The sequence below is a fragment of the Pseudoalteromonas sp. Hal040 genome (assembly GCF_037162425.1).
Lineage (GTDB): Bacteria > Pseudomonadota > Gammaproteobacteria > Enterobacterales > Alteromonadaceae > Pseudoalteromonas > Pseudoalteromonas gelatinilytica.
On the sequence record NZ_JARLUU010000002.1, the window covers coordinates 613,442 to 638,918 of the forward strand.

Consider the following 25,477-nt stretch of genomic DNA (forward strand, 5'->3'; position numbering starts at 1 on the left):
TAATGCAGCAACACACATTTGATTTTGACCAAATTATTATAGGCTCTGGATTTGGTGGCTCGGTTAGTGCGCTTCGCCTAAGCGAAAAAGGCAACCGGGTTTTAGTACTCGAAAAAGGCCTACGCCGCGACGATAAGGAGTTTCCAAAGACCAACCTAGATATCAAAAATTATATGTGGCAGCCAGAAATTGGCCTAAAAGGCTGCATTCAGTTTTCGTTTACCAGCAAAGTTACTGTGCTGCATGGTGTGGGTGTGGGTGGTGGCTCACAAATTTATGCCAATGTGCACCTTATTCCTGATGATGAAGTATTTCAATCTCCAGCGTGGACACGAATAAAATCAGACTGGAAAGAAAGTCTAATGCCCTACTATGGCCTTGCACAGCGCATGTTAGGCAGTGCCAAAAATACTTATACCAATGTTGCCGATCACACACTAAAAGAGATTGCCGAGCAGATGGGTCAAGGTGACTCATTCAAAACCGTGAACACTGGAGTACTTTTTGCAAAACCCGGCGAAGCCTATAACAAAGAGCTACCCGATCCATACTTTAATGGCGATGGTCCAAGGCGAAATACCTGCCATTACTGTGGTAGCTGCATGATAGGTTGTCGCCATAATGCCAAAAACACCTTGATGAAAAACTATCTGTACTTTGCCGAGCGCAATGGCGTAGAGATAAGACCCAGCTCTGAAGTAATCAAAATCACCCCGCTCAATGCAGATGGCAGCGCCGGATACAAAATTAAGATTAAAGATACCAGTCATCGCAATAGCCATATTTATACCCTAACAACACGAGGCGTTGTGCTTAGCGCAGGGGTCATGGGCACCGTGCCTTTGCTTTTAAAAATGCGCGATAAAGACAAAACACTCCCCAATATTTCAGCTTGGCTAGGTCAGCAAATTCGCACTAATTCAGAAACCCTCACCACCGCGAATAACACCACTAAAAAAGTTGATGATGGTGTTGCGATCAGCTCATTTATTTCGGTCGACAAAGACACCAATATTGAAATTTGCCGGTTTAGAGAAGGCGCCGATGGCACATGGCTATATTTACCTTACGTTCCTATGGTGACTGGAAAAGGCTTCAAGCGTATTGCTAAGTTTTTAGTGAATACACTGCGCCATCCAATAAAAACAGCCAAAGTATTGCGGCCAAAAGGAAAAGCCCGCAGCTCAATTCTATTTTTGGTAATGCAAAAATCCGAGGCGTTTATTCACCTAGAATGGCGACGTAAATGGTATCGATTATTTAAAAACGGCATTACTGCGGTGCAAAAAGACAATGACACGCCGCTTAGCGTCAGCTTTCCAAAAGCAGAAGAAGCAACCAAACTCTACGCCGAAAAACTCGGTGGCGTGCCAGGCTCTGCCTTATCTGAAGTGCTCTTTGGGGCCCCGATGACGGCGCATATAATGAGTGGCGTCGCCATGGGGACTGATGCCTCTAACGGCGTAGTCGATAGCTCAGGTGAAGTGTTCGGCTATCAAAACCTACGAGTTATTGATGGCTCAATCATACCGGGTAATTTAGGGGTAAACCCATCATTAACCATTACCGCATTGTCTGAATACGCGATGAGCCAAATACCGGTATTCGATGCAGCCCGAGCAAGCCAAATTAAACCAATACAATTTAGTGAGCCACGCGAAGGCCTAGTATCTGCGCTTACGGGTTCAGGTGATTTAGCAAAATCGATTGCTGAAAAACAAAAAAGCCGTGCATAAAGCACGGCCTATTTTGATAAATAGCGATTAGATCACTGATAATTCAACAGCAATGTTACCGCGCGTTGCGTTTGAGTATGGGCATACTTCGTGCGCTTTATTAACAAGTGCAAGAGCGGTGTCTTTATCAAGATCACCCACCGATACCGCAAGCTTAACAGCAATACCAAAACCACCTTCAATAGGACCAATAGATACTTCAGAGTTAATATGAGTATCAGCTGGTAATTTAACTTTTGCTTGGCCAGCCACTAACTTTAATGCACCGATAAAACAAGCCGCGTAACCTGCAGCAAATAATTGCTCAGGGTTTGTACCTTGACCATCATCACCACCTAACCCCTTAGGAGTTGATAGTGCCACATCTAAACGACCATCATCTGATTTTGCTGTACCTTCACGGCCACCTGTTGCTGTTGCTTTTGCTGTGTATGCGACGCTTTGTAGTTCTTTCATGATTACTCTCCTAATTGAGTGAAAATATATTTTGCATGCAAAATATATTAGATCAGCTTTTTCGGGATTGCAAATACTTTGTATGCAAATTAAAATGCTCGTATTGAATTTTGAGGATCGATTATGAAATACCCACAACTAAAATTAGATAACCAGCTATGCCATCGCTTATATATGGCATCGAATGGGATTGCCCGTGCGTATCGAGATTCTCTCAATCAATTAGACTTAACCTACCCGCAATACGTCGTAATGATGGCGCTGTGGGAAAAAGATCAGATCAGCATTGCTGAATTACTTGAAAAAACAGCCATTGATGGCGGTGCAATGACGCAAATTTTGAAAAAAATGAGCGATAAAGCATTGTTGTCGATCACCAAAGATAGCCAAGATAAACGCAAACGATTCGTGCAGCTCGAAGCCAAAGGCAAGGCGATGCAAGATCAAGCTGCCGATATACCGTCGCAAATTCGTTGTCGCTTCCCAAGCATTAACGAACAACAAGCACTGCAACTGATTGAGTTACTCGATTTAGTAAATAGTGACCTCAATTAACAAAAATTATTTGAAAGTGAATTTGGATAATACCAGCTTGCTTAATAAAGTGGGCTTTTTGAGGCAAGAAAACCTCGTTGATAACAAGGCAAAAATTTCGTTATTTAGTTGTTCTAAATGAGAAATTTTTAACGCTGGTTGCGACAGGTTTGCTCCCTCAAAATGATTACGTATTATTGCGAGCTGGTATCTAAACCCTTTTTAATAAAACTAGATGCGCTATAGTGTTCAAAACTCATCAATACGGACACCATCATGAAAGCATTTGGATACACTACAGCAACCCCAACGTTATCGGACTCATCACTACAAGCGATTGAGTTACCTGATCCCGTTGCTACAGGTCACGACATTCTTGTCGCCGTAGAAGCAATTTCAGTAAACCCTGTTGATACTAAAATTCGCGCCAATGTGTCACCAGACAATGGCTACAAAGTTATTGGCTGGGACGCCGTGGGGACGGTTAAAGCTGTTGGCGACAAAGTTTCGTTATTTAATGTCGGTGATCGTGTGTTTTATGCTGGCGACTTAACGCGCCAAGGCAGTAATGCTGAGCTGCAACTTGTTGATGAACGCATTGTCGGTCTTGCACCAACAAGCCTCAGTAATAGTGAAGCAGCCGCCCTGCCATTAACCAGTATTACGGCATGGGAGTTATTGTTTGACCGCTTACAGATTGAAAAATCTAAAAGCAATAAGCCAGCCTCTGTATTAGTGATAGGTGCCGCAGGTGGTGTAGGCTCAATTTTAGTGCAGCTTGCCAAACAGCTTACCAATTTAACCGTTGTTGGTACCGCCGCACGAGAAGAAAGCGCCAACTGGCTTAAAGACTTAGGTGTTGATCATGTGCTTGATCATAGCAAAAACCTTAACGAGCAACGTCTTGCGGCCGATCTGAATGAATTTGATTACGTAGTGAGCTTAACGCACACCGACCAACACCTTGATAGCATTATGGAAGTGATCAAGCCACAAGGTAAATTGGCACTGATCGACGACCCTGCAAGCTTTGATATTTTAAAGTTAAAGCGTAAAAGTATTTCGTTGCATTGGGAGTTTATGTATACCCGCTCAATGTTCCAAACCGATGATATGATTGCCCAGCATCAGCTTCTTTCAGAGCTCGCGACCTTAGTGGATAACGGTACAATCAAAACAACATTGGGTGAGCATTTAGGTAAGATAAACGTAGCAAACCTTATTAAAGCCCATGGAATTTTAGAATCTCATCAAGCTCGCGGAAAGCTTGTGTTGGAAGGGTTTGAGTAACGAGTTGCGAGGGGAAAGTTAGCGAGAGTAAAGTTTCGAGAGTAAAGTTTCGAGAGTAAAGTTTCGAGAGTAAAGTTTCGAGAGTAAAGTTTCGAGAGTAAAGTTTCGAGAGTAAAGTTTCGAGAGTAAAGTTTCGAGAGTAAAGTTTCGAGAGTAAAGTTTCGAGAAGCGAGGTGCGAGCATTTAGCAACGATTTTACATCGCGTTTTATTCTCGTATCGCCCCTACCTCACCAATGACGCGGCATAAAGCCGCTGCTACCTGTCGGCGTCACGCTTGCTTGGCGCGCGAAACAAAAAGTTAAGATTCAAGTTACGAGATACAAGCTGCCAGCATGTAGCAGCGATTTCACATCGCGTTTTTCCTCGCTCAATAATGCAAACACGCATCATTAAAGTGCATTACTACGCTTGCCTTTCACTATTTTAGTGCCTGCATTTGGGGACGCCCTTACCGCTCAATGTTAACCAATTGATTTTTAATGTATTTAATTTTAATAAAGGTTTGGCACAGATCTTCCAATAGTGAGTATGAACTGGCACTAACAAGGAGACTAACGTGACTAACTTCTTTCACACTCTTTATCTACTTTGGCGATTAGACATCAGCACATGGCATATGCATGAAGCAAACGATCCGCATAATGTGGCTGATTTGGAGCGTCGCTATGTTAAATAATGACCCCGCATTTATTGAAGCGCTTAAAAAAATTTCGGTTCACCAACTAACAATCACCGAAGCGTCTGAGCAGTACGACATTCCTAAGCGTGTGTTATACAAAGCCGCACGACAGCAACAAGTTAAACAGAACAAACAAAAAGCGTATTTAATTGCCACTCAGAAGCGCCTTCAACAAAGTCTACGTAATGTAGAAATGGAGTTAGCTAGCTTCAGCTAAATAACTTCTGTATGGTTAAAATACACGCACAATAATGATGGATTAAGTATGCACGCAGTAGAAGTAAACTTTGATGGCTTAGTGGGGCCTACTCACAATTACGCGGGATTATCGTATGGCAATGTCGCTTCACTAAGTCACGCCTCTTCGCATTCAAACCCCAAAGAGGCCGTGATACAAGGCCTTGAAAAAATGAAGGCAATGAACGAATTAGGGCTAGAACAAGGTATTTTTGCACCTCATGCTCGCCCCGACATTAACGTGCTAAAGCGTTTAGGCTTTACAGGCAGCGATAGCCAAATTATAGAAAAAGCATTTAAAGCCGACCCTGTTTTACTGCGAGCTTGTTACAGTGCATCGGCCATGTGGACAGCCAATGCTGGCACTATTTCGCCTTCTGTCGATACGCTTGATGGCAAAGTGCACTTTACGGCTGCTAACTTAAATAACAAATTTCACCGTTCGCTAGAGCCCGTTACAACTACGGCATTATTAAAAGCCATGTTTAACGATGAGCGTTACTTTAGCCATCATCCGCACTTACCTGATCAAGGCTTTTTTGGTGATGAAGGCGCCGCAAACCATAATCGACTATGCGACAGTCACGCAGATGCAGGGCTTGAGATCTTTGTTTATGGGGCAAGTAGTTTTAATAGCGCCTTACCAAAACCTGTTAAATTTCCTGCAAGACAATCTCTTGAAGCTTCGCAAGCAATTGCCCGTTTACATCAACTAAAACCAGAAAATCAGTTATTTATTCAACAAAACCCTGATGTAATAGACCAAGGTGTCTTCCATAACGATGTAATCGCTGTGGCCAATGGCAATGTACTTTTATGTCACGAACAAGCGTTTTTGCATCAAGCTGATACGCTAAAACAGATTAAACAAGCTTACCTTGGCAACAAGCCGCTACATATTATTGAAGTGCCAACCAATAAAGTGAGCATTACTGATGCTGTAGGCAGCTATTTATTTAATAGCCAATTAATTACCTTAAGTGATGACAGCATGATGCTGGTTGCACCTAAAGAGTGTCAGCGTAATCAAGCTGTTCACGATTACATTCAAGAAATGATTTTGGCAGATAACCCAGTTCAGCAAGTGCGCTTTTTTGACTTGCGCCAAAGCATGCAAAATGGCGGTGGGCCTGCTTGTTTACGCTTGCGTGTTGCGCTCAATACTGACGAACTAGCCGCGGTCAATCCGGGTGTACGATTCAGCGAAGAAAAATATAACCAATTAGTGAGTTGGGCGAATAAGCATTACCGTGACTCGTTAAGTAGTGATGACTTTGCCGATCCAATGCTTTTAACCGAAAGCTACCAGGCACTTGATGAGTTAACCAGCTTACTTAACTTAGGCTCTGTGTATCCATTTCAACAAGAATAAATAATGAAAATTAAAGCAGTACACTCTATTAGAGGGGTGTCTAAATCACTCAATAGTTTACTGATTGATAGCGTTAATAGTGGCGCATCAATCGGCTTTATTGCCCCGCTATCATTACAGTCAGCACATGACTACTGGCAAGGGGTCGATGGGGATTTAGCAACGCCTTACCGTAGGCTTTATCTTGCCCTTGATGGTGATACGGTGATTGGCTCAGTGCAGCTTTCTTTGTGCGCCAAAGCCAATGGCGCTCACCGCGGTGAAGTAGAAAAGCTCATGGTGCACAGCGAATATCAAGGCAAAGGAATAGCAAAACAATTGATGAATAGCCTAGAAACCGACGCCCGTATCTTAGGTATTCAATTACTAATACTTGATACTCGCCAAGGCGACACTGCTTCATATTTGTATCGCAAACTCGATTATATTGAAGCTGGCACTATTCCTGGTTTTGCGAAAAGCTCATCCGGTGAATTTGACGCAACGGTGTATTTTTATAAGCAGGTCGCCTAGATCTGCTTTTCATAGCCAATTGATATAATCATAAAGTCGACTAATAAAAATCTTTAAACGTACTAAACTAGTACTGCGGATTTTTATTAGGAGCGATAAATGGCGCTATCAATACAGCAACGGGTACTCTTTCTAGCCCTACTTCCCCCTCTACTCATTGCAATTATGCTGACACTCTACAATTATGTGCAGTCAAAACACAGTGGTGCGCAAACCGTTGAAAGTTTTGCTACACAAATGGAAAACGACCGAAAAGCAGAAGTCAGTAACTATCAAAAAATTGCCATGAGTTCGATTGCTCATCTCATCGCACAAGATGATGGCTCTAATACTGAACAGCTGCAAAACCAAGCAAAAAGCATTTTGCGTAATTTGCGTTTTGATGATGCTGGCGATACAGGCTATGTATTTGTTTATGATCTAAAAGGTGTCAATATTGCCCATGGCGTTAACGCCTCACTTGAGGGTAAAAACCTATATGATTTTAAAGACCCTAATGGGGTTTATCTGATACGAGAGCTGATTGATGCCGCAAAAAAGGGCGGTGGCTATGTGCAGTATTCTTGGAAAAATACCAATGGCAGTGTGAACCCTAAACTCGGTTATGCCGCTTTACTACCAAAATGGAACTGGGTGCTAGGAACCGGCTTTTGGATCAGTGGCCTTGAGCAACAAGTTGCAGTAACAGAACAACGGGTTAATGAAGGCATCGATAATGCCTTTATAAACACCGTTATCGCTTCAGTATTTGCTGTTGCAATTACCGCGCCGATTGCAGTGGTAGTATCGCGCAGTATTACTAGCCCTCTGCACACAACCGTACTAGCAATGAACGATATATCACAAGGTGATGGCGATTTAACCCAACGTTTAATGGTGAAACGAGACGATGAACTGGGCAAGCTTGGCAGCTCGTTTAACCGCTTTGCCGATGACGTTGGTAAGATGGTTATTGATATTCGCCAATCATCGCAATCGATGAATCAAGCATCGCACAAACTCAACGAGCTACTTGCCAATATGCACGCAGGTATTAATCGTCAACATGAAGAAAGTGAACAAGTTGCAACCGCAATAAACGAAATGTCGGCGGCGTCAATGGAAGTTGCCCGCAGTGCTCAAGAGGCCTCAACCGCTGCTGAACATGCCGATCATTTAGTTAAGCAAGCTAACAATCAATTGCTCATTGCCATAAAAGTGATTAATGGCCTTGCCAAACAAGTTGATGAAGGGGCTAATGCGGTCGATCAGCTTAATCAACAATCGAGTCAAATTGGTAGTGTGCTTGATGTGATCAGAAACATTGCCGAGCAAACAAATCTACTGGCACTGAACGCGGCTATTGAATCTGCCCGAGCTGGTGAAGCGGGTCGTGGTTTTGCGGTCGTGGCTGATGAAGTGCGAACGCTTGCAAAACGCACGCAAGATAGTACTCATGAAATAGAGGCAATGATTGAGCAAGTACAGCAAGGAACAACAACTGTAAACAGCATTATGCAATCAATTAAATCAGGCAGTGCAACCAGTGTTAATGAGGCCGGCGAAGTCGAAAAAGCGCTTAATGAAGTACTGCTTTCGGTTAACACCATCACATCACAAAATGCACAAATTGCCACAGCCGCTGAAGAGCAAACATCAGTGTCTGAAGCGATTAATCAAAACATGACGACCATTGTCGATATTGCTAACAAAACCGCCAATGATACCGATGTAGCCACATCGTACATGCATGAACTAACAGACACGGCAACGCAGTTAGAACAAAATGTAAGTCGCTATAAAACGTAATATTTAGTGCTATTGTTAGGCAGGCAGATACGCCTGCTTAACAAAAACCATTGGTCTTTTGTAAGTTTTTTAACCAATCGAATAAGTCATTATCGTAACGCTTTAGGCGTTGTTGCTGCTTATCGCTGAGACTATAAAATGGCGCAAAGCAGACATATTTGTCACCCATAATAAGTACTAAGCGCACACCAAAAAATGAGTAATGGTGAATAAACTGCACTTGTCTTGCATGCATATGGCGGCATTGCCCAAATATATTACGGTAATGCACACCATGGCGACACACCGTTACATTGCGCTTTGAATTAAACACTAACAGCGCTAGTAGCAATGAAACAGTACACAGAAAAAAACTAAAAAGTAAGCTGCTTACTTCTGATGAGCTATTAATAAATCCCACAAATAAGATTAAATTAAATGCACCTAACAGTGCCCATCCCCTAAACTCAAAGCGCTTTTCTAAATCAATGACCTTCATTTTTGTTCCTAGATTTTTATTTTTTGCGATGATGTCAGCAAAATGTGGAAGAAAAATGGATTTGCTTAAAAAGCACGCTAAATTTGCATTTATATTTTTTGTGGCTTTCAGGTTGTTACATAAAAGGTACAAAGGTGTTAATCGAAACTTATTATTAGCAATTCAAGATACATTAAGTTTTAGTTATTACACTATTAGTAAATTTTTAGAACACAAAGGGAAGAAATGATGAACTTTAAAACTACATTACTTAGCAGCGCCGTTTTACTTGCACTTGTTGGCTGTGGCTCAGATAACGACAAGAACGACTCGGTTGACCCTCAGCCGCAAACTGCACAGTTCACGTTAGGTGTGTCTGATGCACCAGTGACAGGTTTAAAAGCTGTTAATGTTGTGTTTGATTCAATCACATTGAAAACCCAAGGTGGTGAAGAGTTCACTTTTGAGACCCGTGAAGATGATGATGAAACCATGCCTGAAATGGTTAACTTATTAGACTACACAGGCGATGATGTATTTTCTTTATTAGAAGATGAAGAAGTACCTGCTGGCGAATATCAATGGATCCGTGCAGATGTGATCAATGGTGACACAAACGATTTAACCATGACTTCGCATGTTGTATACGAAGATGACAGCATTGCACCACTGGTTGTTAAACGTAAAGGCAACGATGGTATCGGTGAAATCCAACTTGATGGTTTTACCCTTAACCAAGCTGGTAACGAGTTTGTTATTGAGTTTGACCTTAAAAAGTCATTAGTTGATCCACAAAATAGTGATGAGATCTTCTTAAAACCACGCGGTGTTCGCTTAGAAAACCTTGCTGAATCTGAAGATATCGAAGGCACTGTGAGCGACGTACTCATCGCGAACTGTGAAACAGATAATATCGATATCGCACTGGAAGATGGTTCATTCGGTCATGCTGTTTACTTATATAGCAGCGATGTTGAAATGCCAATGGACAACTATGAAGTTAACGAAGATGAAACACCATTAGATGCACCTCTTGCAACGGCGGATGTTGTTTTCGATAGCGAAGATAACCAATACGAATTTGAACTTGCGTTCATTCAACCAGGTGACTACCAACTTGCTTATACCTGCGCCGCGCACATCGATGACGTAGAAACGCAAGACGAAGCATTTACGCTTTATCAAGTAAAACCAATTACAGTAACATCGGGTGAAGACTTAGACGTGTCTTTCACTGTTTCTGAATAATATTGGAATACCCCATTAAATGCCCGCACTGTGTGCGGGCTTTTTGTTGTTTATAGTGTATCGTAACGAATTATCACTTCGGATATCTGATCTACCACTTTATCCGCACCGGTTTTAATGTCTTCCATGATCATGCTGACTTCTTCAACATTTTGCTGAGACTCACCAGACAGTGTTTCAATTTCTTCGATAAGAGCCGTCATTTTTGCTGCGATTTCTTGCGTTTTTCCAATTAAGCCTGATATTTCACTGGTCGACACAGAAGTACGTTGCGATAAATTTCTAACCTCATCGGCAACCACTGCAAAACCGCGACCATGCTCCCCGGCTCTGGCAGCTTCAATCGCTGCATTTAAAGCGAGTAGGTTTGTTTGTTCTGCGATGCTATTAATGGTTGTTACAATTTCACCTATTTGTGATGACTGCTGCGCTAACACATCCGACAGTTCACGGGTTTGATGAACTTGCTCACTCACTTTTTTTGATGATTCAACACTGCTTAAAATTCGTTGCTGTCCATTCGTCACAACTTGCGAGGTTTCTTCCGACGTGTGTCCGGCATTTTCTGCTGCATGTTTCACTTCTTCGGTGCTGTTAACTCTAGCGGTGACATCAGATGCAAACTTAATGATCTGTGTCACTTTACCCTGTTTATTAAAAATAGGGTTATAGGTTGCCTCTAAATAAAGCGGGCTGCCATCACGTTTTTTACGAGAAAATTGCCCAGAAAAAATGCGCCCGTTCGCCAGCTCTTGCCAAAAGTTAGGGTTCTTTTGATAAAAGTCGTCATAACAAAACAGTTTATGATGCTGACCTTGGATTTCAGCGAGACTATAGCCTACAACATTTAAGAAATTATCATTCGCTGAAATAATGTGACCATCCGGCGTAAAGCGGATCATCGCGGTGCTTTTATTAACGGCATCATAGATTGCCGACATTTCATCAAGTTTTTCGACTTCGTTAGTAATCTCTGATGCGAACTTAATTGCACAGCGTACCTTGCCATCATCACCGCGTACCGGAAAATAGGTTGCACGCAGCCAAATGGCTTCGCCTGCCCCATTAACTCGCGAGAAAACCCCATATTTTGCTTGGCCTTTAGCGATATCTTGCCAAAAAGTTTGATACTCTTTTGAGCTGCTATATTCAGGCGCACAAAACTTACGATGATGCTGACCAATCATATCGCCAGCTTGCACTTTCATTGTTTTGCAAAACAAATCATTAGCTTCTAGAACAGTTCCATCTGGTGTAAATTCGATATAAGCAATGTTTTCTCTGATCCCAGCTAAATATTGCTGACTTCTATCAACATCATGCTGCAACGCATCAATGAGTTGATCTTTATTTTTACTAAACCACATTGAAACACCAGTTATTAAGGTACTTAGCTAAAGTTTAGCCCAGCAGAGCGAGGAATAAAATTACAAAACAATTCTTTTTTCTTAATGATTAACAGCTTAACCTATAGATAGCTTTACACTAAAGCGCTTTCCTCTTAAAGAATGGCCAAATATATAATATTATAAGCCTTACCCAAACAGCCTAGGCTTTGTTATGACATCGCGTATTCTCAAATCGATTTTTTACTCATCTTTTCTATTAGGCTCTGCTGTTTTTTTGCAAGGCTGCCAAGAACAACCTCAATCTGATCATATTGCCGTCACTGGCGGACTCATCCAAGGGCAAAAAGAAGGGCGTTTTATTGCCTATAAAGGCATTCCGTATGCAGCAGCTCCGGTAGGAGAGTTACGCTGGCGAGCACCGCAACCTGTGCCTAAGTGGCAAGATATAAAAGTACTTAACGATTACGCGCCTGACTGTATGCAAAAGCCGTTTGCAGCAGATGCTGCACCGCTTACAACAACCCCTTCGGAAGATTGCCTTTATTTAAATGTGTTTAAACCCACTAAACAGAGCGATGCTCCTTACCCCGTTGTGGTATGGATACACGGGGGTGGCTTTGTAAATGGTGGCGCATCACCCGCTGTTTACTCGGGTGAAAGCTTTGCTAAACAAGGGGTTATTTTTGTTAGCTTTAATTATCGCCTAGGCCGATTTGGCTTTTTTGCGCACCCTGCTCTTAGTCGTTTTGAGAACGATGCACTGGGCAATTACGCTTTAATGGATCAAATCGCGGCTCTAGAGTGGGTGAAACAAAATATCGCTCAATTTGGTGGTGATGCTGCAAAAGTGACACTCATGGGTGAATCTGCAGGAGGCGCATCAGTACACGCGATGATGCAAACCCCTGCTGCTAATGGCTTATTCCAGCAAGCGATTATTATGTCTGCGGGCGGACGAGAGCTTTTTAAGCAGTTGCCTCTAACTAGTGATGATGACACCGTATTAAGCGCCGAAAAAATTGGCGAAAACTTTGCTAAGCAACACACCATTTTAGGCAGTGATGAAAATGCCCTTGCTGCACTACGTGAGCTATCTGCAGAAGACGTGGTTGATAACCTAAACCTAAGCACATTAAACCGACAAAATGATGATGAATCTACGTACGTTGGCGGGCCAATTATTGATGGCACTATCATCAATTCGGCGACAGAAGCGCGCTTGAGTAAAGGCACATTTAGCCGTGTTGCGACCATGGTTGGCACAACAGATATGGATTTAGGCTTTGCTAATTTTGCTTCTAAAGAAGCGCTATTCGCAAGTTTTGCTCCTCACAGTACACAAGCAAAAATGACTTACGATGCAAATGACCAAATGCCATTACCTATACTTAATTACCAAGTTGGTCAAGATGCTTTAATGCAAGAGCCAGCAAGGTTCGTTGCAAAACGTGTGACTGATATGGGTAACGATGCCTTTTTGTATCGATTTGGTTATGTGGCGCAAACCTTAGATAAACCTGGTGCAGAGCATGCCAGCGAAATTCCATACTTTTTTAATACTGTGGCAGCAAAATATGGCCATGTCACCACTGAGCAAGATAAGCAAGCCGCTAAAATAATGCACCGTTATGTGACAAACTTTATTAAATTAGGCACACCAAATGGCCCAGGTTTGCCGACGTGGCAAGCATATAAAAATGATGAATCTTTTATACTGCAAATGAATAAATCAGGGACTGCAGAGTTTTTACCGGACCCCTTACAAGCGCGGTTAAACATCACAGCTACAAAAGCTGAAAAGTAATAATTAAATAAGGCGCTTAATTAAGCGCCTTATTTTTATCCTTGCTGCTGAACATACTCAAGTGCAGTCATCTTGTGGTATGTCACATTAGGATGAAATACGTGAGTAGGATCTGGGTCAACCACTTCAATTGGCGTGCCTTGACTGCGTGCAATATCGAGTGCCATTTGGGTAATATTGACGCTAAACGAGGTGCCGATAAAGACGATTTTATCGGCATCAAGCATGCGCTGTTGCGCCTCAGAGATTCGATAAAGTTCAGTGTAGTATTCATCAAATAACAACACATAAGGCTTAAAGGATTCGTTGAGCTTGGGGCTTTCGTTATTGATATTGAACACCTCAAGCAATGAGTGGTGCAGGTTGTCTTCGTTGATATTATCCCACGGCGCGTTAAAAGCCATCACATCGTCACCTTGATGATGAAACAGTGTCATTTGATCTAAGCGACCATGAATAGCAATAAAGTCAATGTTACCTGCTTTACCATCAAGGCCATCAATATTTTGCGTAATGAGATTTTTATCACTCAACCAATGATGCACTTCATTGGGACCGTGATGGCGATAGGTTGCAAAACGATGATAATACCAAGCTAAAAATTCGCGAGGGTTGTTTTCGTACATAGCACGCGTTGCCATTTCCATCGGCGTATAATTTTTGCTGCCAATGGTCCAATAACCATCTTCGCCACGAAAGGTCGGTATACCGCTAGCGGCACTCACACCCGCCCCAGTAATATAGAGAGTATTCATAGAGATAACTTTACCTTGTAAGCAAGTGCATCGGCTGTCACTTGTTGATTATTATCCATACCACCAAGACGATACAAACTTCCTTGGTGCTCTAATAAACCTCGATGATCCATGCTCGCGGTGCCGGCTTTTGGCATTACTTGCCACGTGTTTTTATCAACATCAAAGCGCCAAACATGATCACTCGCTGGCGCTGGTTTGCCATCGTACCCCATACCATTGTAGTTATATGGGTTATCAGAGCCGCCCATCATATAAATATCGCCATTAAAACTGGTTGCTGCCATACGGTAATGGGCAACACCTGTAGGATGCGGCACCGTACGCCAATCTATCTTTAATGGGTTATTAGCATCAATTGTGCCTTTTAAACACTGTGCAACCGCGCCGAAAGAACGACGTTTATCAGCATTCGCCTGTGTTTTAACGCCATCACACACTAATATAGTGTTTCCACTAATTGCCGCCGCTTGGCCAAACACCGGTTGACCTAAAAATGGCGAAGCCTGTTGCCAAGTATCTGTATGCGTATCATAAACTTGTACAAGGTTAACATTGCCATCGTTATGCCAACCACTGACTAAATAGATATAACGCTGCTGATACGAAAGAGCCACACTGTCATCCACCGGCACTGGCATATTGGCCAGTTGCGTATATGAATTAGAGAGCACATCATAGCGATATACATCAGGGGTAGAGATTTCTTGATGATCCGCACTTACCGTATAACCACCAAATAGATAGGCATGTTGACCAACACCCACCGCAGTACTCGCCAAACGGCCAGTAAGGGGCAATGTACTTGGCACGGCTTTAGCTGCTTGCCACGCGTTATCGCCCACTTTAAGGACCCACACTTTATTGTGAACATCGGTATGTGCTTTGCCTGAGCTCAAGCCCATAAAGCTTAAAAAGTAAGCTTGTTCATCAATAACAACTTTGGCGACAGCGTTGTTCGCGACGGCTTCTGGTAAGGCAGGAATAGTTGCAAGTGCAATAGAAAATAGCAGGCTCATAAATTAAATAGGTAACTTAACACATAGCTTAAGAATACCATTTTATGAGCCTGAAGAAAGGCTCGCTATTAGTAAGCAATACTAATACGTTGATTTAAATGGGCTGCCGACTGTGCTTCATCAAGCATTGCTTTAGCATAATCAGTAACTGAAATTTTGCTTTCGCCGTTTGCATCAGTAAAGAAGCTGTCACCACCAACACGGTACGGGCCTTCTGACTCACCAGGGTAAATGACTGCAGCTGGTGATACAAAAGTCCAAGCTGTAGCTACTGTTGATGCTCTAAATACATCAAGTGCTTCACCTTGAGCAATGGCTTCTGCTTTGTATTCAGCAGGAAAGTCTGGGCTTGATACCAGTGTTACACCAGGTGCCACTTCTAAGCTACCTGCACCACCCACCCATAAAATGCGTGTGCCTGTACCTGCAAGCGCGTTTAATAATTGTTTTGCTGTATTTGCAACAATTTCATGGTTACCTAAAGCACGACCACCAATTGCAGCAATAACAACATCACTACCTGCAGCTGCAGTTGCGATATCGTCTTTAGTTAAATCAAATTCAGTCACAGTAACGTTATCTTGGGTTACTTTACTTGCGTCTCTAACTAATGCATTTACTTGATGACCACGTTCGATTGCTTCTGAAGTAATGTGGCTGCCAATCCAACCTGTTGCGCCAATAACTGCTAATTTCATGAGGAATTCTCCGTTGTTTGTTTCAATGATTGCAGTTTACTTGTTCACTAATTACTGATAAATACACTATATAGATACACATTGTTTCATTTTAAGATACCAATGGATAAACTCACTTCAATTACTAGCTTTGTCGAAGTTGCCCGTACAGGCAGCTTTACTCAAGCCGCTGAGCATTTAGGTTTAAGCCGATTACAAGTTTCTAGGCATATTCAAGATATTGAAAAGTGGCTAAATTTAAGATTGTTTCATCGCACAACACGCAAAGTGAGTTTAACAATTCAAGGCGAAGAAGCCCTTAGCTATTGCCAGCAAATATTAAATCAAGTGTCTGATTTACAAAGCAGAGCACACAGCCATAACAATGAATTGGTTGGTACCATTCGAGTTGCCTCTCCGATTGGGCTTGGCCAACATAAACTGTTTGATGCCATTGAAGAGTTTACCAAACGCCATCCTCAGACGCGCTTTGAACTGTTACTTTCTGATAGTTTATCGCAGCTGGTTGATGACCGCGTTGATATCGCTTTGCGTTACATCCACCAGCCTGACGAAGGTCTTATTGCCCGTAAGCTAATGTATATCGCAACCGCAGTATGTGCCTCTAACGATTATTTAGCTGCGAACCCACAGATTTTTGAGCCGAGTGACTTAACTATTCACAATTGCCTAGTTCATAACAAACACACTATTTGGCAATTTCAAAAAGACGACAACACACAAAAAGTGACCGTGAAGGGCAACATTGTTGCCAACGATATGGGCGTACTTCTAAAAGCTGCAAAACAAGGTATGGGCATTGCTCACCTACCTTGCGATCTCGCCAATGACTATTTGGCATCAGGTGAGCTTGTTAAAGTACTGCCAGAGCATACAACTATAGGCTCTCACTTATGGGCAGTGTATTTATCACGTAACTTCCAACAAAATGTGGCCAGAGCGTTCATCGACTTTTTAGCAGAGCACTGGCAACACGATATTTTATAATCTAAACCTGCTGCAAATACGTATAAGCTACAAAAAGGAGCCGTAATGCAGCACTTAGATCATGAAATATCACGCATCATAGAGATGGCGTGGGAAGATAGAACCCTGTTTGAAGCAATAAACCAACAGTTTGGTTTAAATGAAAAAAGCGTTATCTCGCTGATGCGTGAGCAATTAACAAGCTCGAGTTTTAAACTTTGGCGAAAACGCGCGCGGGTAGGCAAACCAAACACTTAAAACTACGCCATCCTGATATATCCCGTGGTTACTGTAAGACCCAATATAAACATAGATAGTTTATAGGGCTGAAACCTAGTATGACAAAGATTAATGATTCAGTTGATTTGCAAATTGTCCAACTGCATCAACCACTTGCTGCGCACCGTGTTGTATGTCTTCCATCACCTTGCCAGACTCATTTGATAAAGACACACCTTGCTCGGCTTTCACCTTGCCTTGTTCAATAACCTTTACCGTATTTTGTGTAAGTGACTGATTGTTATTTACTACTTCAACAATTTCTTCGGTGGCTTTTGAGGTTCTTGATGCAAGCTGCCTGACTTCATCAGCCACCACCGCAAAGCCTCGGCCTTGCTCACCGGCACGAGCAGCTTCAATTGCTGCGTTTAGCGCCAGTAAGTTCGTTTGCTCCGCAATACTACTAATACTTTGCACAATGGCTGCAATTTGTTGTGACTGTTTATCAAGGGCTGAAATCTCTTGAGCTGCTTGCTCCATCTGCTGGGCTAATTCATTCATCACTGTCATGGTATTTTGTAAAACCTCAGCCCCTTGTTGAGCGAGTCTATCAGTCTCTGTTGATGTGCCATACGCAATTTCGGCCGCTTGTGAAATTGCATGCTCACGATTAACTTGCTCAGTGATCACAGTGGCGAACTTCATCACTTTGTAAAGCTCACCAAAATCATTTGAAATGGGGTTGTATGACGCTTCAAGCCACACTTCATTACCATGACGGTCAACACGTTTAAAGCGATCAACAACAAACTCACCGCGTCTTAAGCGCTGCCAAAACTTCTCATACTCTGCTGACTCAGCAAGTTCAGGCTCACAAAACATACTGTGGTGCTTACCTACTATCTCATCTTTTTTATAACCCATACTCTCTAAAAACGGTTCATTTGCGTTAATAACCTTGCCCTCTAGGTCAAACTCAATAACCGCCATCGAGCGATAGATAGCATTAATAGTGTCGCGTTGTTCACGAGAAGTAGAAATTGTATCGGTTAGTACAGTGCCATAAATAGCAAAGTAATTAAGCTCACCTTGTTCTGTGTGTACCGGATGAGCAATCAAACGAAGCCACTCAAGCTTGCCATCATAGCGAGTTATTTGTAAGTGCCCTACTCCATGCTGTTGATTTTCAATGGCGTTTTTTAGCTCTACAAACTGGTCAGTATTTCGAGATTGTTCAGTAATAATATCTTGGAAGGGCGAGTCAATTAGCTGATTGTGAGAGTAGCCTAATTCATCTAAAAAGTTCTGGTTAATATAGGCCATTGTGCCATCAGCACGCAGCCTAAGCACCAACATCTCTTCATCAATACCTGAAGTGAGATCTTTTAGCGGATAAAGCTCAGCTTTTAACGCATCAATTTCAGCCTGTAAGGATTTATTAAACCACATAAAACGCCCTGATTTTTTATTAACGTGTTGTTGTTCATAAAATTGTAGAACAATTAACGCAGGGCGCTACTTTAAAATAAGCAAAAAGAATTAAGAAAATTGATTTAACTAAGAAGCTTGAGAGGTCAATTTAACGTATTTCTCTGCCAGTTCATCTAAAGATTCGCGATGATTTGGATCTGGCTTAATGCAATCAATAGGACACACACTCACACAAGTAGGGTTATCGTAATGCCCAACACACTCGGTGCATTTGTTAGGGTCTATTTGATATATCTTCGCGCCCATATAAATAGCCTCATTCGGGCACTCAGGATCACACATATCACAGTTAATACACTTGTTATTGATGAGTAATGCCATGACAAACCTTTAAGCACGCTGATGGAGTATTGCCATTAAAATCTAACCTTGGATTTCAAAAGCAGTTAAAATTGCAGCCGCGTAATATAGATTGCTGCGAATGAAGTTTCTTTGATCTAGATCAAGTTTAAAAGTAGTTAAGATCCTTCGAGAGCGATATTTCAGTAGTAATGCAGTGAGATTATCTATCGAACCAAGCTATGTGATGAAATAAGTGAGAGGTTTTATGGTGACTAGATGAGTTTTCGGTATGGGCAGAGTCTTAAGGGCATAGCTCGTTTATGGACAAAAGCAAGTTAGAGTATTTATTCAGTAACGCCGCACTAAGCGAAACGTAACCCACTGTTTTAGTTCCGTTTAAGTGCCTTGTTATAAGCCTGTAATTAAGGATACTCGCATATTCCCTGTTCTTTTAGGACTTTTCTTCTTGGTGCAAAAAATTGCTCTGTTAATGTACGCATATAGTTGCCAATCTTTTTATCATTTACGTCAACTCCTGGCCAGAAGAACGGTATATCTTGATTATGTAGGCTTTCAATAAATGTGATTTGCGTTAACGCTAAAAATAACCTTGCAAAATTGGAAGGTTCATTGAAATCATTTTTTAATAAGTGAACAACTAAGTGACGATTAAACCCATTCAAAGAAGTATTGGCATTGCTAGGCTTATACAATACATGCTTAAAAAACAGCCTAAAAGCATTAATAACATCACATTGAGGGTTCACGTGAGTAAGAAAGTCAATTTCTACTTGAGTGTTATACCCTTTCCCTGGATACCAAGTATATTCAGGGAACCTCGTACTCCCCCAATCAAGGAGTAACTCCTTAAGTCCCTTATCGAATTGCTCTGTGCTTACATTACCGACATCACTATTAAGGAGTTTGGCTTGTATATTTCTTAAACCCGCTTCAAAAACAGGGAACAATGACATTATTGCTATATGGTCAAGACCAAAATAGTAAGCCTCTATAGCTTCAAATATAATGGATTTGTACTCTTTGAAAGACTCACTTACTGAAAGATATTTATTAAAATACGCAACAGCAATCTCTGCCGTAAAAGATTCGTGTAACCACAAGTTTGCTTCTGAAGTTGGATTGTCTGAATTGTTTATTCGGTATATATCTCCAACGACAGTTCCCTCTCCCATATATAGTGGAACAGGGATAGCAAGGTCTAGCATTCTTTCTTGAAGCCCTGTAACTCGACCCCATTTATTGTTGAGAAACTGAATAGGTCTTTCTGTTACAAAACACACTCCCTCGTCAGTTTCAATTTCAAAGCCATCGCGTCCAATATTCTTCGGAGTAACAGTTACCTCCACTGAATTTCGTTTTCTGAACATAGCTTCAATTTGAATTACGCTTAATTTTGGTTGCCGACAGAGACTTTTCAGCGTTTTCTCATATTTCATTAATCTGTTTCCATAAACTAAGTTCGGCTGATCATTTTTACGATCTCGGTATTTATTTGTATTGATGGAATTCATCAAAACTACGATGGGCTTATAACGCCGCATTAAGGTGTGAGCGACGCTTGGATATACTTGAGCGAAGCGAAACTGCCAAGCGTTGCGAATAACTCTTAAATGCTTTGTTAGCTTAATTTTCCCACTCTCTATTAAGCTTACCGCCGTCTTCTAAGTACAAATCAATGGCTTTCTCACGCATTCTTAGCAAACGCTTGTCTGTATGCCTTTCTGGAAAGTCGTAAGAATCTAGATAAATCGCATGATACTTAAGTTGATCAACTATTGTATCTTCCCAAGCTTGATTCCAATCAGCTAACTCCAGTATCTGTTCGACAGCAAAGATGAGATTTGATACATAAAACTCATACTGAATGTATTCATCTCGATTGTCACAAAACTCGTAGTATCGAGGTGATGCCTCTGGGTAGCTAGCCAACGAGTACTTAGGGTTATCGAAAGCCAACTTTAAGTACTCCATATATTGACTCTGGGCATGTATCTCGTGAGCCTGAACTTTCGAGTTAGAATATTGCCGATACGCGACAATCAAAGCCCCACATGCCACAACCAATGTTGCAACTCCCGTAAAATCTGAAACAGATAATGACTGTAGCAAATTAAAAACTCCTATGATTTCCAATATTAAGCTAACGCCAAGCTCACCGGCACATACTGCGGAGAGCGTTTTTGTGTAAAAATGGAGCGCGGCGACAGATACAAAAACGAGCGTAGCAGTATGTGTCCGTGTGCAGCTTTTTGTTAGGCATTTTTATACGCCCCATCCTTCGTTTTCACAAAGCACGTTTTCGGGTGAAATAGGAATAAATTTACCAGAATTTAAATCTATTCTCATAACCCAATTAATAGCAACATGCCATTGCTCTTCATTGTCTGAAACGACGGCAATTATAGAGTGATCCACAGCACCATTAAGCCTACAAACGCCAAATGACAGATACTCACCAGAGTGAACTTCAGGCCACTCTGTTTGATCTGTTATTTTCCATATCGCCTTATTTCCAGACCTACCTATTTCTTTTTGAACAATTACCGCGAAAGGATTTTCTCCAACCCTGCGCAAATCACTTACTGAAACCTCACAAAATTGATCTCTCCCGAGAGCCCAAGAAACGCATGCGCCATATGAAGTTTCTAAGCCTTCTGGATAAGGCGGAGCTTTCTTTCCGATTAAATTTACGGAGCAGCCCGAAATCAATAGAAACACGCTGATCAGAAGTAGTGATTTCATCGTATGCCTAACATTTTAGTATTTATGCGACACGCAGTTTGTGTTGCATAATCGCTTGTTGGACTGAGCCGCTACCTGCTCGGTGTGTCAGAGTTGGTGTTGTTTATGCTATTGCTTTATTTATAAAAAATAGGCTTTTTGGAGGTTCTCACTTTCCTAGCAAATTTAATCAGCTTAGTTAGTGTTATGTAAGCTTTCCCTGCATAACTCAGCGCTTATTATTTATTCATTACACCTAAATTTACCTCAATAAGCAATTATATTTTTACGAACACAGAAACCACTAGCCGGAGAAATTAATTTTATTAAATATTTGATTTGAAATGCTATCTTACCGACTAGCTTTACACTTCGTTCAAAGTCACCCCTAGAGCATTTGTGTTAGCTCGTTTTGGGGCAAATAAGAGTTATATAAATAACTCGCCTCTGGACAAAAGTGCGATAGAGGATTTAATCGTAACGCTCCGCAAGCCTGTTGTAGGCGCGAAGTGGCTAAAATTTATAAATTTTAGCCAGGTAGTGAAAATAAGTATTTAGCGGCTTGTTATGTATTTTCTTTAAAAGAATACTCTTCTATTTCACTTACAGAGCGTAGGGTAATCTCGCCATCTTTATTTTCTAAAGATGAAGAACTTAGCCTCCATACATCATCTTTTCCAAAACCTTTCATTAAACTAAAAACATGCATTAGATCATGTTTTGTTTTAGGCTCTATATTAAACCTAAAATTCAGCCTGTCATTTACATCTCGATTTTCATCAACTAATAAAGCTATAAACTCTCGTCTATTCCGATGTTTGACACCTAAGAAAGGGCAATGACACGTGGGTTATAATACGGAACGAAGCTGCCTGTTTGTTCCACCGAACGAAGTGAGTGAGATTTGAACTTCACCTAAACTACCGTATAAGAAAGAGTAACTGGTGAACCAATATAAACAGAAGCTATTGCAATAAGGCTTGGTAACTTTAAGATCCTAGAGTCGTATTCAGTAGCAAACGAAATGAAGATATCTGTATTTTCAATTTTTATATTATGTGATGTCACAAAACTTGTTATCGATACCAGTGAAGATTGAGTCAGAGGAATACATACAACATAACCACCTAGCTTTTTGTTTGGTCTACAAGATGAGACTTTAAGGCTTAATTTAGCTTCGCTTACTGACTCTCCTGAAAGAGCCAAGAATCTGAAGCTGATATTTAGTTCAATGTCTGCGTCCATTTGGTCTGTCCATAGATGCATAAGAATTTAATAGTGCGAGTTACATATTTTTCTGCTTATTCGGAATACGACAAGGCTATAGCAATACGCAGCTTTAATTTGTTATGCAACTTCCAACCACAAATCAATATTGAATTCCTTTAGGTGTTTTTTAATTGCACCTATTAGATTAATAATTTCTTGTTCAGGCATTACTTGGGCTTTGATATAAATATCGCTATTACCCTGACCATACTTGGATATCCATTCTTCGGAGAAGATGGTATCCGTATAGCTTTGAATCTTAGTTTTCAGAAGTTGTTCGTGATACTCACAATCCTTTAGAGCACTTGACACTACAATAACCAAATCGACACCACCATCTTTTCTTTCTCCAACGATATCGATTTTATCTAAGTCCTGAATAGGGTCATCCATGTTCAAATTCCTTAAGTTTCGTAATATTTAAGTCTTTGTGACATGCGGCTTGTCAGCCAAGAGCAAAGCAACTGGTTTTGTCAGCGCTTGTGATTTGCCTTGTTATATGCAAGTGACACAAATTTCAATATGTCATCTAACAATATTAGTATTGCAAAGCTAATGATTAAAACAATTAAATAGTACAAATTATAAGGTGACCAACTAGCAAGTAGTGTGGCTTTATCACTATCTGATAAACAAGACTCTAAGATGCCATTTAAGCAGCGTTTTTGAGCTAAAATGAACTGCTCACTGCTTCTATATGACATTCCGAACATAGTACTTGTGTAGCCTAATATGCCAAACAAGAGTCCTTTCAAAATCCTTTTATACATTTTCATAGACACCCTAAACCATCATGCTCATTTAATTTTTTAGTGTGCTCATCGCACATATTTTTGCCAATACCACACTCATTTATCTATCTTACATAGTTCTAACAAAGTTTCTAAGGTATTGCTATCAAAAAGAAAACCTAACAAAATACAAGCATCGTCTTTAAGCAATGACTATCTAGCTGCTCTTCGGCTCTGGCTCATTGCAGCCCTGCTTCGAGTCAGTCGGATCTTGACTAGCACTTTCTGCTCAAGATTGCTACCGTAAATAGTCTAAGGGCGGTTATGAGTGAACAACGAGCAGATAACATAACCGCTCGATGTCAGCATTGGTTGTTTTGAAGTCATATCTGCCAATCAAATAAAGGTGTATTATTACTCTCATAATTGATTACTAATCAGAGCGTCATGCTTAAAGTTATTTGTTTGCATATGATGGAATGGAATTGGTTATTAATAGTCCATTAAGATGAATGGGTACAAAGAGAGGTTAAAAACCAGGACGTTAACTCAGAACTCCAAACTTTTTTTAAACAATACTTTCACACCAATATCGTTCCGTTACCTATTGCCCTAGGGTGATTTACTCGCGCGTTGATACTTTCTGATGAACTTATATTTTGATGTACTCATGCGTTTCCTAGTTAGTGTTTGACATAACACTAACTAGGCTTACGTGATGGTAACGAATGATAAGTAACACTGGTAAATTTCATCTCTGTGTTACGAAATACTTAAAGTGAAAATTGAGAAAGAAATGAGTAGCCTCGTTGCGTCATGAGCAAACCCTGATAAATCCTAGTATGGGATTTCAAGGCTTATTTAAGATGAGCTAACTAAACTTTACTTTTTTAAAGGCAACATACGTTTTAAGGTATTATCAGCCAAAATGTAATGATGGAATAATGCAGCTGCGGCATGCAAGCCTATTAAGTAATAACCTACTTCACCCACAGTCTCGTGTATTTCTTTTATCGTTTTAGCAAGATCTTTATTTTCACTTGCTAATGGAGGAAGTTCTAAGCCAAAAAATGGCACTGGTTTACCAGCCATACTCAATATCAGCCAACCTGCTATTGGCATTGCAATCATGAAGACATAGAGCGCGAGGTGCACTAGTTTAGCCAATGTATTTTGCCACTTTGCAGGCTCAGGTTTTTTAGCTGGCGTTGAGCCTGCCAGTACACGCACCACTAACCTTATAATTACTAGAGCTAAAACAGATAAACCCAACATAAAATGCCACATTTTAAAAGCGTCGCGGGTTTCAGTGCCTTTATCAAATAACTCGCGCAATTCAATACTGCCAAACACAGTCACGATTAAAATAAACATAAGCCAGTGCAATACAATCGAGAACGAACTGTAATGAGTCGTTGTATTTTTAATCTTCATAATGCCCCTTTCGTAAAACGCGTTCAGATAACTGCTAAATTTATGGATAACAGATAGTTAGAATTAACCTATCTTGTGATCGTTCTTGTTGTAATGATCTAAGACAAAGAACAGTTATCCATAAATAATTATTTACCTGTTCATGGGGGTTACTGTATTAATTTAACCTTAAAATAAACTTAAGCAATTTAATTAAATAGCCTTTCTACTCTTTATAGCTCTCAAGCCTCGCCCTACATTATCGTTGGCAATACGCTTTCGCATTACCACATCAGAAAAGTATATTTGCGTACAACTCCCTCTCTTGTATTTTCAGTGTGAACTCTGTCTCTTGAGTGAAAAACCACCACCTTACTAAAAGTGTCAGCGGCGCGCTTACTCAAGAAAATGAGTAAGAACTAAGTGC

Annotated in this window: 24 protein-coding genes and 1 pseudogene; 11 read left to right on the forward strand and 14 right to left on the reverse strand. The window is 41.0% G+C overall.

The annotated features are described in order from the left end of the window. Positions 1–2: 2 nt before the first annotated feature. The gene (locus P4S60_RS20330) at positions 3–1,736 is read left to right on the forward strand and encodes a GMC family oxidoreductase (protein ID WP_337117303.1); all 1,734 of its coding nucleotides are present in this window, start codon (positions 3–5) and stop codon (positions 1,734–1,736) included. A 27-nt stretch (positions 1,737–1,763) separates the two neighbouring features. On the opposite strand, the gene P4S60_RS20335 is transcribed toward P4S60_RS20330, so the two are convergent. After that, complete coding sequence (locus tag P4S60_RS20335) at positions 1,764–2,192, reverse strand: organic hydroperoxide resistance protein (protein WP_054562552.1); 429 nt, start codon at positions 2,190–2,192, stop codon at positions 1,764–1,766. Positions 2,193–2,315: 123 nt separating this feature from the next. On the opposite strand from P4S60_RS20335, the gene P4S60_RS20340 reads away from it, so the two are divergent. From P4S60_RS20340 to P4S60_RS20365, 6 genes are all read left to right on the forward strand, one after another. Further along, on the forward strand, positions 2,316–2,747 hold the full coding sequence (locus tag P4S60_RS20340; protein ID WP_337117304.1) for a MarR family winged helix-turn-helix transcriptional regulator: 432 nt from the start codon (positions 2,316–2,318) through the stop codon (positions 2,745–2,747). A gap of 255 nt (positions 2,748–3,002) precedes the next feature. After that, on the forward strand, positions 3,003–4,016 hold the full coding sequence (locus tag P4S60_RS20345; protein ID WP_337117305.1) for a zinc-binding alcohol dehydrogenase family protein: 1,014 nt from the start codon (positions 3,003–3,005) through the stop codon (positions 4,014–4,016). A gap of 667 nt (positions 4,017–4,683) precedes the next feature. Further along, a complete protein-coding gene (locus P4S60_RS20350) occupies positions 4,684–4,914 on the forward strand; it encodes a helix-turn-helix domain-containing protein (protein ID WP_054562555.1) in 231 nt (76 codons plus the stop codon). 48 nt (positions 4,915–4,962) lie between these two features. Continuing rightward, positions 4,963–6,306, forward strand: coding sequence for an N-succinylarginine dihydrolase (astB, locus tag P4S60_RS20355; RefSeq protein ID WP_337117306.1), 1,344 nt, complete (start codon positions 4,963–4,965; stop codon positions 6,304–6,306). A gap of 3 nt (positions 6,307–6,309) precedes the next feature. Further along, positions 6,310–6,819, forward strand: coding sequence for a GNAT family N-acetyltransferase (locus tag P4S60_RS20360; protein ID WP_337117307.1), 510 nt, complete (start codon positions 6,310–6,312; stop codon positions 6,817–6,819). 99 nt (positions 6,820–6,918) lie between these two features. Further along, positions 6,919–8,607, forward strand: a complete 1,689-nt coding sequence (locus P4S60_RS20365) for a methyl-accepting chemotaxis protein (protein WP_337117308.1) — start codon at positions 6,919–6,921, stop codon at positions 8,605–8,607. Positions 8,608–8,644: 37 nt separating this feature from the next. On the opposite strand, the gene P4S60_RS20370 is transcribed toward P4S60_RS20365, so the two are convergent. Continuing rightward, entirely contained in the window at positions 8,645–9,085 is a 441-nt protein-coding gene (locus tag P4S60_RS20370; protein ID WP_337117309.1) for a hypothetical protein, read from the reverse strand. Positions 9,086–9,313: 228 nt separating this feature from the next. Here P4S60_RS20370 and P4S60_RS20375 point away from each other — a divergent pair, with 228 nt between their 5' ends. Beyond that, positions 9,314–10,312 (forward strand): DUF4382 domain-containing protein, encoded by a 999-nt coding sequence (locus P4S60_RS20375; protein WP_337117535.1) that lies wholly within the window; start codon positions 9,314–9,316, stop codon positions 10,310–10,312. 50 nt (positions 10,313–10,362) lie between these two features. Here P4S60_RS20375 and P4S60_RS20380 read toward each other — a convergent pair whose 3' ends face one another. Next, a complete protein-coding gene (locus tag P4S60_RS20380) occupies positions 10,363–11,679 on the reverse strand; it encodes a methyl-accepting chemotaxis protein (protein WP_337117311.1) in 1,317 nt (438 codons plus the stop codon). Positions 11,680–11,872: 193 nt separating this feature from the next. On the opposite strand from P4S60_RS20380, the gene P4S60_RS20385 reads away from it, so the two are divergent. Then, positions 11,873–13,465 (forward strand): carboxylesterase/lipase family protein, encoded by a 1,593-nt coding sequence (locus P4S60_RS20385; protein ID WP_337117313.1) that lies wholly within the window; start codon positions 11,873–11,875, stop codon positions 13,463–13,465. A 35-nt stretch (positions 13,466–13,500) separates the two neighbouring features. On the opposite strand, the gene P4S60_RS20390 is transcribed toward P4S60_RS20385, so the two are convergent. The 3 genes from P4S60_RS20390 to P4S60_RS20400 all read right to left on the reverse strand — a co-directional run bounded on the left by P4S60_RS20390 (position 13,501) and on the right by P4S60_RS20400 (position 15,937). Further along, positions 13,501–14,220: an SIR2 family NAD-dependent protein deacylase gene (locus P4S60_RS20390; protein ID WP_337117315.1), complete on the reverse strand. Its 720-nt coding sequence runs from the start codon at positions 14,218–14,220 to the stop codon at positions 13,501–13,503. Beyond that, a complete protein-coding gene (locus P4S60_RS20395) occupies positions 14,217–15,239 on the reverse strand; it encodes a Kelch repeat-containing protein (RefSeq protein WP_337117316.1) in 1,023 nt (340 codons plus the stop codon). Before P4S60_RS20395 ends, P4S60_RS20390 begins: the two co-directional genes overlap by 4 nt. 68 nt (positions 15,240–15,307) lie before the next feature. Then, the gene (locus P4S60_RS20400) at positions 15,308–15,937 is read right to left on the reverse strand and encodes an NAD(P)-dependent oxidoreductase (protein WP_337117318.1); all 630 of its coding nucleotides are present in this window, start codon (positions 15,935–15,937) and stop codon (positions 15,308–15,310) included. A gap of 102 nt (positions 15,938–16,039) precedes the next feature. Between P4S60_RS20400 and P4S60_RS20405 the strand changes: the two genes are divergently transcribed. Then, entirely contained in the window at positions 16,040–16,924 is an 885-nt protein-coding gene (locus P4S60_RS20405; protein WP_337117320.1) for a LysR family transcriptional regulator, read from the forward strand. A gap of 45 nt (positions 16,925–16,969) precedes the next feature. Beyond that, positions 16,970–17,220, forward strand: a pseudogene (locus P4S60_RS20410) (TIGR03643 family protein). Between the two features lie 31 nt (positions 17,221–17,251). On the opposite strand, the gene P4S60_RS20415 reads toward P4S60_RS20410, so the two are convergent. The 8 genes from P4S60_RS20415 to P4S60_RS20450 form a co-directional block, all read right to left on the reverse strand. Then, positions 17,252–18,571, reverse strand: a complete 1,320-nt coding sequence (locus P4S60_RS20415) for a methyl-accepting chemotaxis protein (protein ID WP_337117322.1) — start codon at positions 18,569–18,571, stop codon at positions 17,252–17,254. Between the two features lie 108 nt (positions 18,572–18,679). After that, positions 18,680–18,934, reverse strand: coding sequence for a YfhL family 4Fe-4S dicluster ferredoxin (locus tag P4S60_RS20420; RefSeq protein ID WP_119853146.1), 255 nt, complete (start codon positions 18,932–18,934; stop codon positions 18,680–18,682). A 383-nt stretch (positions 18,935–19,317) separates the two neighbouring features. After that, the gene (locus P4S60_RS20425) at positions 19,318–20,352 is read right to left on the reverse strand and encodes a hypothetical protein (RefSeq protein WP_337117325.1); all 1,035 of its coding nucleotides are present in this window, start codon (positions 20,350–20,352) and stop codon (positions 19,318–19,320) included. A gap of 187 nt (positions 20,353–20,539) precedes the next feature. Then, positions 20,540–20,887: a hypothetical protein gene (locus P4S60_RS20430; protein ID WP_178926893.1), complete on the reverse strand. Its 348-nt coding sequence runs from the start codon at positions 20,885–20,887 to the stop codon at positions 20,540–20,542. A gap of 291 nt (positions 20,888–21,178) precedes the next feature. After that, on the reverse strand, positions 21,179–21,658 hold the full coding sequence (locus P4S60_RS20435; protein WP_337117327.1) for a hypothetical protein: 480 nt from the start codon (positions 21,656–21,658) through the stop codon (positions 21,179–21,181). Positions 21,659–22,552: 894 nt separating this feature from the next. Continuing rightward, positions 22,553–22,882 (reverse strand): hypothetical protein, encoded by a 330-nt coding sequence (locus P4S60_RS20440; protein WP_337117329.1) that lies wholly within the window; start codon positions 22,880–22,882, stop codon positions 22,553–22,555. Positions 22,883–22,984: 102 nt separating this feature from the next. Beyond that, on the reverse strand, positions 22,985–23,299 hold the full coding sequence (locus P4S60_RS20445) for a DUF6572 domain-containing protein (protein WP_337117331.1): 315 nt from the start codon (positions 23,297–23,299) through the stop codon (positions 22,985–22,987). 1,220 nt (positions 23,300–24,519) lie between these two features. Then, entirely contained in the window at positions 24,520–25,071 is a 552-nt protein-coding gene (locus P4S60_RS20450; protein ID WP_337117333.1) for a cytochrome b, read from the reverse strand. Positions 25,072–25,477 lie beyond the last annotated feature (406 nt).